Here is a 16,953-nt window from a genome sequence, read left to right as displayed (position 1 = left end):
TGTTTACACCTTTAAACCTAGAAGGATTATTTTCACTTCCCATAATCACCTGCCAAAAATTCTTTTTTCCCATAACTGCTTCCCACTGTGCTTGAGTGACTGGATACTTTCCCATGAAAAATTCTGGCACATCCACATAATGTTGCGGACCTTCCCAATCTAATCTTCCTGCTTCCGTCTCTGGAGACCCCATGAGAAATCTACCTCCAGGAATTTTCACCATTTCTAGGGTGACTCCATTGCCGAGGTTTTCTGTTATTACTTCTGCTTCACCTTGACGGCGACTAATTATTTTTCCTCTGCTGTTAACTGTGACAGTAGTAAATGTCTGAATAGGAATTTTGGGTGGTGGAGGGGGAGGTGCTAGTGTCGGTTCTGGTGATGGAGCGATCAAACCTAACGCTTCTAATACTTCCGTCGCATTTTTATAACGTTCTCTAAAATACTCCCGCACCATCTTATCTAATATATCTACCAGACGGTTACTCACTTGTGCTTCGTTTCGCCAGATTATATTTCCTGTATCTTGATCTGTTGGTAAACTTTGTGCTTCTTTGCCTGTCAGTGCTTTTATTCCCACTCTTCCCACTGCATATATATCACTACTTAATCTTGGTTTGCCGATACCTTGTTCGCTTGGCATATAACCAGGTGTTCCGACTGCTACGGTTAAAGTCGTTGCACCTGGTTGGTTACCTGTGGTTAATACACTTATTTCTTTTACCGCCCCAAAATCTATCAATACTATTTTGTTATCCGACTTACGACGCATCAAATTTTGTGGCTTAATATCTCGATGAATAATATTATTTTGATGAGCTACCGCTAATGCTGATAATATTCCTGTGAGTAAGGCAATAGTATAAGACTCACCTGATTTTTTCCCCGACGTAAGTTCCTTACTTATATCTTGCCCTTCTATATATTCTTGTACTAAGTAAAATTCTGTTTCTTCTTGGAAATGAGCAAATAATTTTGGTATTCGATCTGAGTCTTTGCCTAATTTGTATAAAGTCTCTGCTTCTCTCTCAAACAACTTTCGAGCAACCGGCAAAAGTCCTGGAGCTAAATTTTTAGGTGATAGATGTTTGACTACAAATTTCGGGTTTCCTGGTAAGTCTAAATCTTCAGCTAAGTAGGTATCTCCAAAATTTCCACTCCCCAGAGGAGAGCCAATAATTTTGTAATGTTGTCTCAGGATTGTTCCAGACTGCATCATTTCAGTTATCAGTTATCAGTTATCAGACTTCCTCTTTTCAGTTATCAGTTATCAGTTATCAGTAATTAGAGTTCTTCCTACAATTTCTGGTGTTGTTTCAAAAGTTTTCGGAGATGTCTAATTTAATTTTGTTCTTAAGGAAGGGAAAATCTGGTTTTTTGCCCGAATTTATTTGAGTCTATCTGAGCGCACCTTTCCCATTGTGCTTATAGTACCATGTCAAATTTTCTTTTGTCAATCCCCTTTTTTCAGTTATCAGTTATCAGTTATCAGTAATTAGAGTTCTTCGTACAATTTCTGGTGTTGTTTCAAAAGTTTTCGGAGATGTCTAATTTAATTTTGCTCTTAAGGAAGGGAAAATCTGGTTTTTTGCCCGAATTTATTTGAGTCTATCTGAGCGCACCTTTTCCATTATGCTTATAGTACCATGTCAAATTTTCTTTTGTCAATCCCCTTTTTTCAGTTATCAGTTATCAGTTATCAGTTATCAGTAATTAGAGTTCTTCCTACAATTTCTGGTGTTGTTTCAAAAGTTTTCTGAGTTCTGTAATTGAATTTGGCTGTTCAGGAACGGAAAATCTGGTTTTTTTTAGCCAAATTGATTTGAGTATATCTGAGCGCACCTTTTCCATTATGCTTATAGTACCATGTCAAATTTTCTGTTGTCAATCCCTTTTTTTCAGTTATCAGTTATCAGTTATCAGTTATGATCCGCATGGGTTTTTCAAGCTCCTTTCCTTGAAAGGGGATATCTTGATGGTTAATAATTAACAATTAACACTTAAATAATTCAACTCATTCATTATTAATTATTCATTATTAACTACACTATATTTTTCAACCGTTCTGCAGCTTTCCTTAAATCCTCCGTACCTGTGCGCGTTTGACCAATTCCCAACGCCGTTTCCTTTGCTCCTTGATTAATATTCTCCATTGCTTCTAGCACTTCTTTAATAGCATTAGCTTGCTGTTCAATATTCAAAGAAATTTGTTGATTATTAATAACAACATTATTTACCGACTTAGTGATTCTGGAAAAAGCTTCAGTTGTTGTGTCTGTTATTTCCATCCCCAACTCTACTCTTTTAGTTCCTTCTTCAGTTACCAATACCGTTGAATGAATTGAGTCTTGAATTTCCTCCACTAAAATTCTAATTTTTTCAGCAGATAGTTTACTCTGTGCTGCCAACTTCTTAATTTCAGCAGCAACAATGGAAAAACCTTGACTATTCTCTCCCCCGCGCACCGCTTCCACCTTCGCATTCAAAGCTAGCATATTTGTTTGATTCGCTAAATTACCCACCATCTGAGAAATTTGACTAATTTGATTAGTTTGCTCCCTTAATCTAAAAATTTGATGAGCGATCGCCTCAACTTTTATTTTTAAATTATTCATAGCATCAAATGTTTCGATGACAGTCTTGCTTCCTTTTTCGGCAGCTTCTAAAGCGAACTGGGCAGTATTATTAGCTGCATTTGCTTGTTGGGAAGACTGACGAGAAAATGACCACAACTCATCCATAATCTTAGTGGTGGTATTAACAGAATTAGCTTGTACAGAAGCGGTGCGTTCCTGTTGTTCGACTGTAGCAGCAATTTCATTAGCATAACTGGCAATCAAATTCGCCACAATATTAATAGGTTGAATAGCAATTTTATTAATCAAAAATATAATAAGTACACTTACTATTACAACTATTATCAAACTACTCCACGAAACAATTATTGCTAATTGATAAGCCTTTTGTGCTTGTTTTTTTCTTGCCTTCAGGAGTTGGTCTTCTACTGCCATCATCTCATCAATTTTTTGCCGAATTTCATCCATTATCTCCTTGCCCAAACCAGATAAAACTAACTCTCTTAATTTTTCTTCTTCACCAGCTCTTTTTAATTCTATAGTTTCTTCTAACTCCGATCTTTTAGACTCTGTTAAATCTGCAACTTTAGCCAATCTTTTTAGTTGCTCAGGATTATCAGATATTTGATATTTAAGTTCCTCCAAATTATCATCAATTGTTTCTTGCGCCAAATTATATGGTTCGAGGAAATTTTCTTGCCCAGAATAAATAAATCCCCGTTGTCCTGTTTCTGCATCAACTAAAGTTTTTTCTAATCCTTTTAATAAACCTTTAACTTGATAGGTATGAGCTACCCATTCCGCCGATTCTTCTAAAGTATGAATGCTACTTTGGGAAAAAATATTACTAATTCCAAATGTACCAATAATTACGATTGATCCTACAGATAAAACTTGTCTAAGATTCATTTATCTATTCTGTCTTTATTTCCTCCGGAACTACTTCATTAATTTAGTAGTATTATTGATATAATAAGCAAGTTATAAAAATATAGCAATCCTCTAATATATTTTTGTATACAAATCTTACCGCTTTTAGGGAAAACTTAACTGCAAATAGGTAAGAGTTTCAGCTTTTTTATCTACTTGTTGATTACCCGCAACCTATTTAGGATTGCTATATTGTCTAATAATTATGATTAGGGTGCATCTCAATGCAAGAAGAAAGCCAAAAATTTATTGATGCATAGGGAACACTTAACTGGGAACAGAGAATAGGGAATAGGAAAAAAGTATTTTTGCAAATATGAGATGCACCCTATGATTAGTTGTCTAGTATATCATAAAGTAAGCATTTAGCTATTAAGAATCAGCTCTCATATCTAATTATTAATCAAGCAATTCTTCCTTTAACTTATAGAACATTTTCAATCAGAAAATTGAAGCACAAAAACGACTTGTCTGAGTTGTCAATCCATAATTGGAAATGTAGATGTATCTCGGAAGCTGATAGCTGATACGCGATGTACTGAATCCTTACATCGGAAAAATGAATAGTAAGCCTTTCCTGCCAAATACTACGTCAACTGTCGTTAGCTAGCCTCCTGAATAATTTTAGTTATCAGTTATCAGTAATTGTTATATAATACCACTTGGCAAAAAATAATGCTACAAAAAGGCATATAGATGCTTAAAAATAGCTACTTAAATTGATTTTTAACAGTTATATTTATCATTCTTTGACTTTTTAAACTTTACTGAATAATTAATAATTAGTAATTATTAATTAAATTATTCAGGTTAAAAACATCCACTTTTAATGAAAAAAAATCCTTCTTGATCAATCCTATATATTTTAGGAATAGGTAATTATTAATTGTTAATTGTTAATTGTTAATTACTGAATCATTATTCCCTTTACCTTATTCCTTTATCAATCAAATGAAAACGAAAATAAAAGTCATTAAAGTATTAATTGTTGATGATTCACCAGTAGCTTTAATAGTGCTAAAAAGAATTTTTGCTACCTCTCCAGAAATTGAAGTTGTAGGTACAGCTAAAAATGGTTTAGAGGCACTAGAATTAATTCCTCAACTACAGCCAGATGTAATTTGTACCGATTTACACATGGCATCTATGAATGGATTAGAATTTACTAGGGAAGTTATGCACGAATACCCACGACCAATTTTGGTTATTAGTAGTTCTGTTCAAGAGCATAATACCGAGAATATTTTTCAACTTTTAGAGGCAGGAGCTGTTGATGTTTTTCCTAAACCAGAAATTGGATTAATTTCAGATTATGACGCAATTAAGCAGGAATTAATTAATAAGATTAAAATTCTTTCTGGAGTTAAAGTTTTTACTCATCGCCGTCCGAATATCAACAAAGTAAGCCAAGAAAATCGACAACAATTATTTCTACAAAATATACAAAATAAGCTAGTAAAAAATCCTATTGTTTCTGCACTCCAAACTATACCTAAATATCCTCAATCCTCAAAAATTATTAAAATTTTAGCAATAGGAGCTTCTACAGGTGGCCCTCAAGCTTTAAAAACTATTCTTAATAATTTACCTTCTACTTTTCCTATACCTATAATTTGTGTTCAGCATATTAGTAATGGTTTTTTAAATGGTTTAATAAATTGGTTGGCAAGTGTTTGTCAACTACCAGTGAAAATTGCTATTTCAGGAGAATTACCACAAGCAGGCACGATTTATTTTCCACCAGAAAGGCATCATTTAGAATTAGATAATAGGGGTAAATTTGTCTGCTCAAAAACACCAGCAATTGGAGGACATTGCCCTTCAATTACTGTCACCTTTAATTCAGTTGCTAATTTTTATGGCTCCTTTTCTGCAGGTGTTTTACTAACTGGAATGGGTAGAGATGGAGCAGATGGAATGCAGGCGATCGCTCAAGCAGGTGGCCTGACAATTGCTCAAGATGAAGCTAGTTCTATAATATTTGGTATGCCTAAAGAAGCTATTGCTCTTGGAGCTGCTCAATATATTTTATCAATCAATGATATTAGTCATAAGTTACTAAGTTTTACTAATCCTAAATAGACTTTTCTAGAAAAGAGGGAATAGGGAACAGGGAACAGGGAACAGGGAACAGGGAATCAATTGATAATTTATGGATAATAATTTATGGATAATCATTGACTGGATTTTTTATTTTTGGAGATATCTAATGATTTGTAAAATCCACAAAATAGGGAAGAGGGAATAGAGAACAGGCGACAGGGAATCAATTGATAATTTATGGATAATAATTGATTTAATTTTTTATTTTTGGAGATATCTAATGGTTTGTAAAATCTAGAAAACAGGGAACAGAGAACAGGGAATCAATTGATAATTTATGGATAATAATTAATTTGATTTTTGATTCTAAGAGATATCTAATTATTTATCAAAATAACTGTAAGGATTTGGAAACAAAACCCCTACAATAAAATATTACAACATAAGCATGGATTGCTATAAATTCTAACTTGAAATATTAAAAAACTTTCAGTTTTTAGCATTCAACTTTCTTTTGAAAAGGCAGTTCTGTTTCAAAGTATCGTGAGTTAACAATTGAAATATAACGAGAAATTAAAGGATAAAAAAATAGATAAATTAGCTACGAATAAAGCCAATTTTTCAGCTTCGGAGTGTCATTAAACTCTGTCTAAATATCTGGTTCAATTCCCTCAAAAGCACAAAAAGTCGTTAATTAACCTTTAAGAATAATTGATAAATATTGGGGAAAATATTGGGATAAAGCCTGGAAAATTATCCCCTGCTCCCTGCTCACCTACTCCCCTTCTAGCTTAGTCAAGAATTGAAAAATCCCGGGTTTTTAAAAGGGGATTTAAACCTAAGATTTTCCTGACAGAATGCTTTCCTTGCCAGACATCTTAATTGATACATAATACTTAGGCTAATAGCTGATATAAAATCTGCTTGAACAGTCGTCATTCGACGATAGGAAGCAATCTCCTAAACATAAGAGATTGCTTTCCTGAAGGAATGGGGAGCAAACCTTCCACGGAGTGTAAGTCGCTGGGGACTTAGCGATAGTAATTATCCGGATTATATATGATGGCTAGTTAATTTTTAGCCAATTATATTAACTGTTTTTATTAATAAAAAAAATATCAATATTAGCTCCATAATTCGTTATTTTTACCAAAAAATTAGGGTATGCGCCTCCCCTTTTAAGGGGATGAAAAGAATATTTAATTCAGTATTTCAAGCCTCCAACTTCAGTCGGAGGTTCACTGATAACTGATAACTGATAACTGAAATGACCTCTTCATTTTTCCACTTACTTAAAATTAGTTCAACAACTTAGTAATAAGCTGATTTAATTTTTTTTCATCAAAAGGTTTAGTCAGATATTCTGTAGCACCAGCTAAATGTCCTTGAACTTGATCAAAAGAACTATCTCTTGCTGTTAACATAATAATTGGCAAACTTTCAAATTGAGGAATGCTGCGTACTGTACGACATAGTTCTAAACCATCTATATCAGGCATAGAAACATCTAGTAACAGAACTGCTACTTGCTCATGGTAAATCATTGACAACGCATCTACAGCATTATCCGTTACTAGCACCCTATATTTTTCACCCAAAGCTTTTTTGATAATCCCGTGCATAATTTTACTATCATCTACTGCCAAAATAGTCTTTTTTGTACTTTCAGTTTCCGACATATTTTTAACCTAAACTTAGTCCCCCTTTGTCCATGAGTAAACACCTTAAGTATATCTGCTTTATTCTCAGAAAACTATAGGTCTTAATTTACTATTTTATAACTGCAAATAAGCTATAAGCTTGGTTTATAGTTAACTAATTTTAATTTATGCTATAATTCTATAATAAAGCAAGATAGTTTGAGAAACATTTAAGTTGTTAATCTATTCAAGATTATATTCTCAAATAATAAGGCATTACCTAATGATTAAATCATAAAGAATAAAAGTTTAAACAAGGAAGAGCAAGAAAATGCAAGTCAAATCATTATATCAGCTATTAGCTACCGAAACTACCTTTACAGAAATGGTAGAGTTAGCAGCAAATATAGCTGAAACTCCAATTGCATTCATTAGCTTTAGAGATTATAGCTGCCTTTGGTTAAAATCTCAAACAGGTATTGATAAGAATAAGGATTCCTTCCTAAACTTTGTAGAAGTAATTCTAGACTCCTCAGAAAAAAACACAACCCAATTACAGAAAAAAGAAGCAAAATTATTAATCATACCTGATACATTAACAGATGAAAGAATAGCAAATCATAGCTTAGTAGTATCAGAACCAAAAATCAGGTTTTATGTGGGAATTCCTATTAATATTAATGGCAAACAAATCGGCACTTTATCATTAATGGATTATGTATCCAGAAACTTAACAGAGAAATGTCAAAAACTCTTAAAAAAACTAGGTATTCATATCAGTACCCAAGTAGAATTACAAAGAAAGCTATATAATTTAAGTGGAAAATTTATTAAACTACAAGAAATAGTTAACGCTCATCCAGAAGAAAAAATATTAGTGCTGCTAGAAAGAGCGATCGCTGGTAGTAACAATGGCATAGTTATTACTGACAATATCCATACTAATAATACAATTATTTACTGTAACCCTGCCTTTGAAAAAATTACAGGTTATTCTCGTCAAGAAACATTAGGAAAAAACTGTAGATTTTTACAAGGTGCTGACACCGATCCGGTTGCAGTATCCCAAATTCGTCAAGCAATAAAATCAGAAACAAATTGTTTAGTAGTCCTAAAAAATTACCGTAAAGATGGTACTCCCTTTTGGAACGAATTAGCAATATCTCCAGTTAGAGACTCTGATGATCGTGTCACCAACTTTATTGGTATCCAAACAGATATCACTCAAACGAAACAAGCAGAAGAAGCACTGCGAGATAGTGAAGCACGTTATCGACTCCTGACTAATCATTCAACTGATCTAATTTCTCGGCAAACCTCAGAAGGTATATACTTGTTTGCTTCTGCTGCCTGTCGTCATCTGCTGGGATACGAACCAGACGAATTAGTGGGAAACTGTATCTACGATCTATTTCATCGAGAAGATCGGAAACTATCTCCAATTAATATCTATCAACAACCAGAAGGAGATACCTTTACTCATCGACTGCGCCATAAAAACGGTTCTTACATCTGGTTTGAAACCACTTGTCAAAAAATTCTAGATCCAGAAACAGGTAAAGTTATAGAATTAGTATCAGTTTCACGAGACATTACAGAGCGCAAACGTGCAGAAGCAGCTTGGCAAGAACGAGCGCGTTTATCATCCCTAGAAGCTGAAGTAGGAGTAGCTCTCGGTTCCGGAAGTTCTCTAAGTCAGATGCTCCAAGATTCTGCTAAAGCGATCGCTGCCGAATTAGATGTTATTGGTTCAGGAATTTGGACTATTAATACTCAAACCAGTCAACTAGAATTACAAGCATTATCCGGTAGCAACTTAAAATTAGATATAGAACATCAACATAAATTACTGACCCCAAAAAGCATCTTAACTTCAGATTTTTTCTACTCAGAAGTTAACTCCGATAACGAACAGCAAATACTGACAAATGATTTTACTATAGTGACCTCAGATGGTAGGGTTGTTGGGGTAATGTGTATATGGAGTCACAATACTCTTAGCGACTCAACTAGAGATGTACTGACTTGGGTCGCAAGCGCGATCGCTACTGCGATAGACAGAGTGAGAACTCAAGAACAACTATTAAGTAACCGAGAAGCTTTACTATTTCGTCTCGCTAGTCAAATTAGAGATTCCCTAGACATTGACAAGATATTAGCAACAGCAGTTACAGAAATTAGAAACCTCTTAGAAATTGACCAATGCTTGTTCATTTGGTGCTTATCTAGTCAAGTTACTAGCATTTTTGTCACCCATGAAGCTTCCAACCCTGAAGTATCAGTTCAAACCCCAGAATATCCCAGCGAACAGATCCCAATTTTGTCAGATAAAATTCGGAATTATGAAATTTTACAACTTGACAATACAGAAACAATCAATCAAAATCAGCTGAAACAAATGCAGCTATATCTACAACAGTTGGGAATAAAATCTACATTATTGCTACCATTGCAAACTCGTTCTGGTCAAATGGGGGCAGTTATCTGTAACCAGTATAGTAGTTATCATCCTTGGAAAGAAAGGGAAGTAGAATTACTCCAAGCAGTAGTAGACCAATTAGCGATCGCCATTGATCAAGCAGAACTTTATGCTCAAACCCGTGCAGCAGCTTTAGCAGCTCAAACTCAAGCTCATCAACTTAGTGCAGCTTTAAAGAACCTACAGCAAAAAGAAGCTCAGTTAATTCAACAAGAAAAAATGTCATCTCTTGGTCAAATCGTAGCAGGTGTTGCCCATGAAATTAATAATCCTGTCAATTTTATTCATGGCAATCTTACCTACGTTAAAAATTATATAAGAGACATTCTGGAATTATTAAGCCTTTATCAAAACTATTATCCAGATCCTGTAGCAGAAATTGAGGACAAAACTGAAGATATGGAATTAGACTTTTTAATGGAAGATTTACCCAAAATTCTGTCTTCAATGGAAACAGGTACAGAACGTATTCGTAAAATAGTTATATCATTAAGAAACTTCACTCGTTCAGACCAAGCAGAGAAAAAAATAGTAGATATCCATGAAGGTATTGATAGTACCTTGCTAATTTTAGATAACCGGATTAAGTCAAAAGGGAAAGATTCTGGGATTGAGATTGTGAAAGAGTATGGTAATTTGCCAGAGGTGGAGTGCTATCCAGGGCAACTCAACCAAGTCTTTATGAATATTATTGGTAATTCCATCGACGTCCTTGAAGGTCAACCAGAACCAAGGATAATTAAAATTAGTACCCAGCTAGACTCTGAAGAAACAGAAGAAGAACCATTACTCAAATATGCTACCATCTCTGTTCGAGATAATGGCCCTGGAATGAAAGAAAATTTAATTAATCAAGTTTTCGATCCATTTTTTACCACTAAACCAGTAGGAAAAGGAACAGGTCTTGGTCTTTCCATTAGCTATCAAATTATAGTTGAGAAACATAGTGGTATCTTAAGATGCAATTCCCAATTAGGAGAAGGCACTGAATTTATCATTAAAATTCCAATCATTGCACCGAAAGCTCTCAAATCAATAATTTGAAAAAGACCTCTCCGGAAAAGAGGGAACAGGGAACAGGGAACAGGGAACAGGGAACAGGGAACAGGGAACAGGAAGAAGTAATTGATAATTTCTGGATAATAATTGATTCTATTTTTAATTTTAGGAAAATATTTTCAGTCTATCTATAATGTTGATTCTGCCTCCCTCACAATCAAAATTCAAAATTATGGAAAAAACCCTTGACAAACCCCTAGATGTAAGTGCTATTATATTAAATGTTGACGAGATGGGGCGTCGCCAAGCGGTAAGGCAGCTGGTTTTGGTCCAGCCATTCGGAGGTTCGAATCCTTCCGCCCCAGTTAAACTAAACTAACTAACTAAATAAACTAAGGATATTTCTACTTTACTCTTGGTTAAGTAAATAGTTCCTCAGATTTCTTTTGTTTTGATATCAAATCCGCTTGATTGGACATAAAAAAAATCTCAAATCGTCTTCAATAATGGATAATTACCTCTCCCTTTTAGGGCTATGCTTTATAAACATCTTTACTTAACATAAAACTTGACAACATAAACAAGTTATGTTTAAGTCTTGAATTGGCTTTTTCAGGAGAAAAGAGTATTTTTCAATACTCTTTTTTATGAATGTAGACAGAATTCTTCCTCCCCCTCCTCCCCATCCTCCCCATCCTCCCCATCCTCCCCATCCTCCCCATCCTCCCACAAGGGTTTCAATAGTTCCTTATAAGGGATAGCTTTTAGGGAGAGGATTGACTAAAAGGAAAAAGTTTATTTCTCTTGGTTGATTGGATATGGCGCCGGTAACCCATCCATCCCTCAACCGCTTTTTTCCCCTTTATTGGGGAGGCATTAAGCCTGAATTATCTAATTATTTAATTGTTTAATTGTTTAATTGTTTCGGTAACTACTCAATCTTTAGACATCTCCGAAAATCAAAAATAAAATCAATTCTTATCCAGAAATTATCAATTACTTCTCCCTGTTCCCTGTTCCCTTTTCTCTATTCCCTCTTTTCCGGAGAGGTCTTTTGTAATTCTCTATCCTCCTGACTCCTAACTCCTAACTCCTGACTCCTGACTCAATCAAGACTGAAGCAATCTATAACTGTTTAACCGGATTTGATCTGATTTTTATTTTTTTGGTTCTACTCTCATTAGTTTACCCAAATTGTCTGTACGATAAACCCATTTCTCTTTGCCATTAGACAAGACAAGACGCCAACCTTCTACTAATCTTAGGCCACAAAGCTCATCATTTTTTGGCAATCCCAAACAAGTATTTGGCCAAGTCTCTTGAGTAACTTCACTGACTTTAATTTTTTCAGGTGCAATACCTATTTGACTAGCTAAATTTTGACAAACAGCGTCAACTATATCATTAGGAATTTTTTCACTTTGATTAGTAAGTTTTTCTGGTTCTTCAGTAATGGGTTTATTGAACTTTTTCACATCATCAAAATTCTCATTAATAGAGGTTTGCTGAACAGTAAGCATGTGATTAAGAGATTTGTTACTTAGGAAAAAAGGTTCAGATATTTTTATCTGAGACTCAACTTGAGTATCTGTTGCAAATTTTAAAAGATTAGCAAACTTATCAGCTTTGGAAGTAATTTTTCCGTTTGTTTGTACTTGGGGATATTTAAGCACTTTGACAGCAGCAATTGCTGTTTCAGTCAGATTTGGATATGCTTCAGCAGTTAAGATTCCAGTTAAGATTAATGCTAGTAAAAAAGGATGAGGGGATTTCCGATCGACTCGCTCATTTCCATCGGATTCATAATTTTTAGAGTTAGATTTCATCAGTTTTGATCCTTTAATTATTTATAGGTTTACTTATCCCTATTAGTGAGATGAGATATTGTTCTGGAGCTATGGAATTTTAATAGGTGATTTAGACGATTCAGGTATAGGTTGAAGTTGGATTTTTTTATGCTTACAGAAATTAATCTATAAATAATTTATTTCTAGAGCTTGCTAGGTTATGCTAAACTAAAAAATTAACAAACTTAAATATTTTAACTCTCTGTTAATCAAAATAATCTCAAAGGCTTTTTTGGGAGAAAAGTATATTGAAAAATCCATTTTTTTGATCACTGTAGACAAGATTCTTACGGACCATCCTCCCTATCCTCCCCATCCTCCCCACAAGATTTTCAGAAGTTCCTGATCAGGGATAGCTTAAAAGGGGAGACTTTGGATCTGATTTTTTGGTAAAATAAACATGATTAGTTAATTCAAGCTATATATTTCTACTTCATCTTTCAGCACTAAAACAGACTTGATTTTTCCCTCATAGTCTTATTAGTAGCAGAGCTTACAAATGTATCTAAATCTTATTTAGAAATATCGACTAGAAAAAAATTCCGTTAGTTCCATTAGAAGATTCTCAAAACAACTGTTGTTTAACTTCTATTTGACTTGGTGTGTTATCCGGAAGGAAAATATTTTCTTAAAACTTAAACTCACGAAAATCGGGGAAAATTTAAGCCAAATTGCTTAATTTAGAGAAAAGATTAATAACTACCAACCAGATGCTACAATTTTTAACTAATCAAATTGAGGGATTTTTCCGTAAAAATTCAATTTGTAATTTCATCATAACTTAGAAATTTCTAGGGATGGAGAAAAATTTTATTTGGCAATAGTCAAATACCAAGTTAAATACAAAAAATTATTTGTATTATTACTAATTTAGCAAAAGAAACTCTATATTAAAATTTCCCAATAGAACCCCTGTTAAATTGGGAGATGAATTAACTACTAGGGAACAGGGAATACTTAATACCATTTCTCATGCATGAATGCTACATAAAATTGGGTGGGGAAGTGTGGGAAGTGTGGGAGGGGTGGGGAGAGGAAAAGTAGGAATAGTATATACTAACCAACCTTAAATTTTCATGCCCCAGATTTTAAATCTTGGTAAATATTTAATTGTTGAAGTGTAGCTGAAGTATAGCATGAATGCATGGTAATTGGTATAACAGGGAAAAAGAAAAAAATGAAGATATATGAAGAAGATGACTGCTGTATTCTAGACTTTTCAGAAATATCTCAATTCTCATATCTTATATCTGATTCCTTATTTTTATATCTCCATAGGAAAAGTCACTAAATCTACTAAATTATTCTTAAGTGTACTGCCCCTAACTTAAATTACTGCGAACAATACTTAAACATAAGATAAAAGCTTCAAATAATTTGTCAAAACTCCCAAGTTAAAATAGCTAAACTACATGAAAAAATTACAAAAACTTGAATATAAACTCATTCAATAATTAATCATTATTAACTACCCTGAAAAACAAGAATATTGACTAAAAGGATTTTTTTTTCTTTTTGTTGGTTGATTAGATATTGTGTTCATTTAGGGTTTCAAAAAGAAGGGAAACTTCACTATTTCACTCTAATGAACGATTTCATTTAATAGCGGTTTTCACAAAGTTAGACTACAAAACTTCTGTCTTCTGCCTTCTGCCTTTAAGTCATAATCTTTTATATTAATGAAAACTGCTATAAATGTGGCAATAGCAAATTTTTAAGAGATAACTTCCTCTAATACCATTTTCAAAAAATAACTTAGGTAAAGTAGAAGGAAGAAGGAAGAAAGTAAATTTTATCCCTTAATCACATCAATAACTTATAATTAATATCTCCCCAGTCAATAATTTTGGCTCCCGTTGTATTAATAAAACCAAATTATGACCTTTAGATTACTTCACCCCAAGTCCTAACAAAAGACTTTCGGTAAACAACAACACTATGATTTAATTGGGAAAGTCTCAAGATTGAAAACTTGAGACTAAGTATTTATAGCACTACACAAATAGGGTGCGGACATTTATAAATGCTTAAACTCAGTTAAGGATGAATTTTGAATTTTGAATTTTGAATTTTCAATCCAACAAAGGAGACTAACCTTATGGATCCATTACTAGAAGGTGGTGCTGCTATACAAGAGCGTGATTACACCTTAATAATTGATAAAAGTAACGATATGTACATATCTGACTCTCCCACAGATAGAAAACCATGGGATTTAATGCAAGAATCAATTATCAGATTAGCCACTGAATGTGAGAAGCTAGATTTAGATGGACTAACCGTTTACCTATTCTCAGACTATTTTAAACGATATGACCAAGTAACATCCACAGATTTAGCTCAAATTTTCCTGGAAAATCAACCTTCCGGTAAAACTAATTTAGCAGATGCTCTTAAGGATGCCATAGATAATTATTTTCACCGACGTGCTTTGAATATAGCAAAACCTAATGGGGAAACTATTTTAGTTGTTACAGCAGGTGAAATAGAAGAACCCGAGCGAGTCAAGCAGATTATTATCTCTGCTGCTAATAATATACAGCAAGATGAAGAGTTAGGTATTTCACTTATTCAAGTAGGAAATAAACCAGAAGTCACTAAGTTTTTTAAATTATTAGATAATGAATTACAAGCAGTAGGTGCTAAGTTTGACATTTGCAATACTGTTACTATTGCTGACCTGGAAAATATGAATTTAAGTGATGTTTTAATTAATGCTATTTTTGCTTAATTCTAAGATGGATTTATAACAATTTATTATCTCTGCTGCTAATAATATACAGCAAGATGAAGAGTTAGGTAATTCACTGACTTAAGTAGGAAATAAACCTGAAGTTACTAAGTTTTTTAAATTATTAGATAATGAATTACAAACAGTAGATGCTAAGTTTGATATTTGCAATACTGTTACTATTGCCGACCTAGAAAATATGAATTTAAGTGATGTTTTAATTAATGCTATTTTTGCTTAAAATTATTTCTAACAATTCCCCTATTGCATATCATCTAGAAAGTTTTTTTTCACCGATTGAGATTTAAATACTGATTAAGATTTATTGTTTAAAATAAAAAAACTGGATATTTTATATAGCTCATAAAACGCATTTTATCTGGCAACTTCAAAGGTTAAAATTTATAGCTTTAAGCATTCAGATAACCTCCTGAAGCTGAATGCTTAGATACATATAAAAATTACTATATTGAAGAATTTTGTGGTGAAATCCAAAACCATAAATTTCGTCCCAGTGCTTTGAAGTATAACTTAACTGGAAACTGATAATAATCAATTACAATATTAACGATAATAGTCAAATGAGATAGAAAAGTTAAACCTATCCAAAAAATCGGTAACCAACATAAACGAGTACCAGGTATGGCGGGAAAAAAGTAAACACTTAATCCTATTAATGTGGTTGGTAATAATACAAATAAAACTGCTAATAACTTAATTACCCAACTCCATTCTCCTTGAGTACGATCAGCAATCCATTTTTTACCATTCCATCTCCAGCTTAAAGGAGAAGAACTATCTGCCATTTTCAATGATTGCTTTACCAGATCGACAGTAAAAATATGGTTACAAAAATTACAAGAAAAAGCATCCATTAAAGTAATTGCTGAAATCTGACCATGATAGCAAACAGGACAAGTATAAACTTCTTCAATGCTTAAATTTTTATTGACATTATCGTAATTAGACATAGACTTTTAAAATACAGAAAAACAACTATATAGATTGAATTTTAAACAGTAATTTCTAAAGTTATCTATGGTTTGTGATAATTCTTAACTTCTGAACCGAGAACTTTACCTTTGTCCAAAGCGTGGTATGGCTCGATTTTTAATTGATACACCCACTCAACATAAAAACAATTATTAGCAGGTAGAATCCCGATATATCTAATTTTTTTAAAGTCAATATTTTGGGAGAAATTTAACAAAACACTATCAAATTTAAAGGCAGTTTTAACTTTTTTTTGCCGAAAGGTACTCTGACCTGATTTTATTTCAATCTCAGCAGCTCAGTTAGAATAAGTTATAATTGCTAATCCTTCCTTTTTTCGAGATTTCGGAAGCTGAGGTTTGTTGAACAACTTTCCTGCTAAATATTTGCGAAAAAGTTATTTGTAGGATTGAAAAGATTCTGCCACTGTATTCTCAATACTAAATTCTGAATTCATAAAGATTCTGCCACTGTTCTGAGAGTCTGTTGTGGTGCTTGAGAATCAAGAAATTTATATTTAAAAAATGTAGAATTCAGAATTAGTAAATTAATTAACTTTACATTCTCAATTCAAAATTCAAAATTCATATAGACCAAAATCCTCCCTTTTTTCGAGATTTCGGAAGTTGAGGTTTATTGAACAACTCTCGTGCTAAATATTTGTGAGAAAGCTCTTTGTAGGATTGAAAAAATTCTGCCACTGTTCTGAGAGTCT

The 16,953-nt window shown here is 33.3% G+C and carries 8 protein-coding genes and 1 tRNA gene; 4 read left to right on the top strand and 5 right to left on the bottom strand.

The genetic code is table 11. The features are described from left to right. Window positions 1-1,216: bifunctional serine/threonine-protein kinase/formylglycine-generating enzyme family protein (locus F6K40_RS20205; protein ID WP_293138902.1), on the bottom strand; the 1,216-nt coding region annotated here is incomplete at its 3' end. Between the two features lie 826 nt (window positions 1,217-2,042). Next, entirely contained in the window at window positions 2,043-3,485 is a 1,443-nt protein-coding gene (locus F6K40_RS20200; RefSeq protein ID WP_293138901.1) for a CHASE3 domain-containing protein, read from the bottom strand. Between the two features lie 972 nt (window positions 3,486-4,457). Between F6K40_RS20200 and cheB the strand changes: the two genes are divergently transcribed. Beyond that, window positions 4,458-5,588, top strand: coding sequence for a chemotaxis-specific protein-glutamate methyltransferase CheB (gene cheB, locus F6K40_RS20195; RefSeq protein ID WP_293138900.1), 1,131 nt, complete (start codon window positions 4,458-4,460; stop codon window positions 5,586-5,588). Between the two features lie 1,259 nt (window positions 5,589-6,847). On the opposite strand, the gene F6K40_RS20190 is transcribed toward cheB, so the two are convergent. Further along, window positions 6,848-7,228 (bottom strand): response regulator, encoded by a 381-nt coding sequence (locus F6K40_RS20190; protein WP_293138899.1) that lies wholly within the window; start codon window positions 7,226-7,228, stop codon window positions 6,848-6,850. A gap of 292 nt (window positions 7,229-7,520) precedes the next feature. Between F6K40_RS20190 and F6K40_RS20185 the strand changes: the two genes are divergently transcribed. Both F6K40_RS20185 and F6K40_RS20180 read left to right on the top strand, forming a co-directional pair. Next, window positions 7,521-10,712, top strand: a complete 3,192-nt coding sequence (locus F6K40_RS20185; RefSeq protein WP_293138898.1) for a PAS domain S-box protein — start codon at window positions 7,521-7,523, stop codon at window positions 10,710-10,712. Window positions 10,713-10,960: 248 nt separating this feature from the next. Continuing rightward, window positions 10,961-11,032: transfer RNA gene (locus F6K40_RS20180), tRNA-Gln, on the top strand. A 792-nt stretch (window positions 11,033-11,824) separates the two neighbouring features. Here F6K40_RS20180 and F6K40_RS20175 read toward each other — a convergent pair. Next, window positions 11,825-12,493: a hypothetical protein gene (locus F6K40_RS20175; protein ID WP_293138897.1), complete on the bottom strand. Its 669-nt coding sequence runs from the start codon at window positions 12,491-12,493 to the stop codon at window positions 11,825-11,827. Window positions 12,494-14,612: 2,119 nt separating this feature from the next. Between F6K40_RS20175 and F6K40_RS20170 the strand changes: the two genes are divergently transcribed. Then, window positions 14,613-15,245, top strand: a complete 633-nt coding sequence (locus F6K40_RS20170) for a vWA domain-containing protein (RefSeq protein ID WP_293138896.1) — start codon at window positions 14,613-14,615, stop codon at window positions 15,243-15,245. A 464-nt stretch (window positions 15,246-15,709) separates the two neighbouring features. Here F6K40_RS20170 and F6K40_RS20165 read toward each other — a convergent pair whose 3' ends face one another. Beyond that, complete coding sequence (locus F6K40_RS20165) at window positions 15,710-16,216, bottom strand: hypothetical protein (RefSeq protein ID WP_293138895.1); 507 nt, start codon at window positions 16,214-16,216, stop codon at window positions 15,710-15,712. Window positions 16,217-16,953: the final 737 nt, after the last annotated feature.

Origin of the sequence: Okeania sp. SIO3I5, assembly GCF_010672085.1 — a bacterium.
GTDB lineage: Bacteria > Cyanobacteriota > Cyanobacteriia > Cyanobacteriales > Microcoleaceae > Trichodesmium.
Note: the sequence above shows the minus strand (reverse complement) of the source record. Positions and strands in the feature narration are given on the sequence as shown.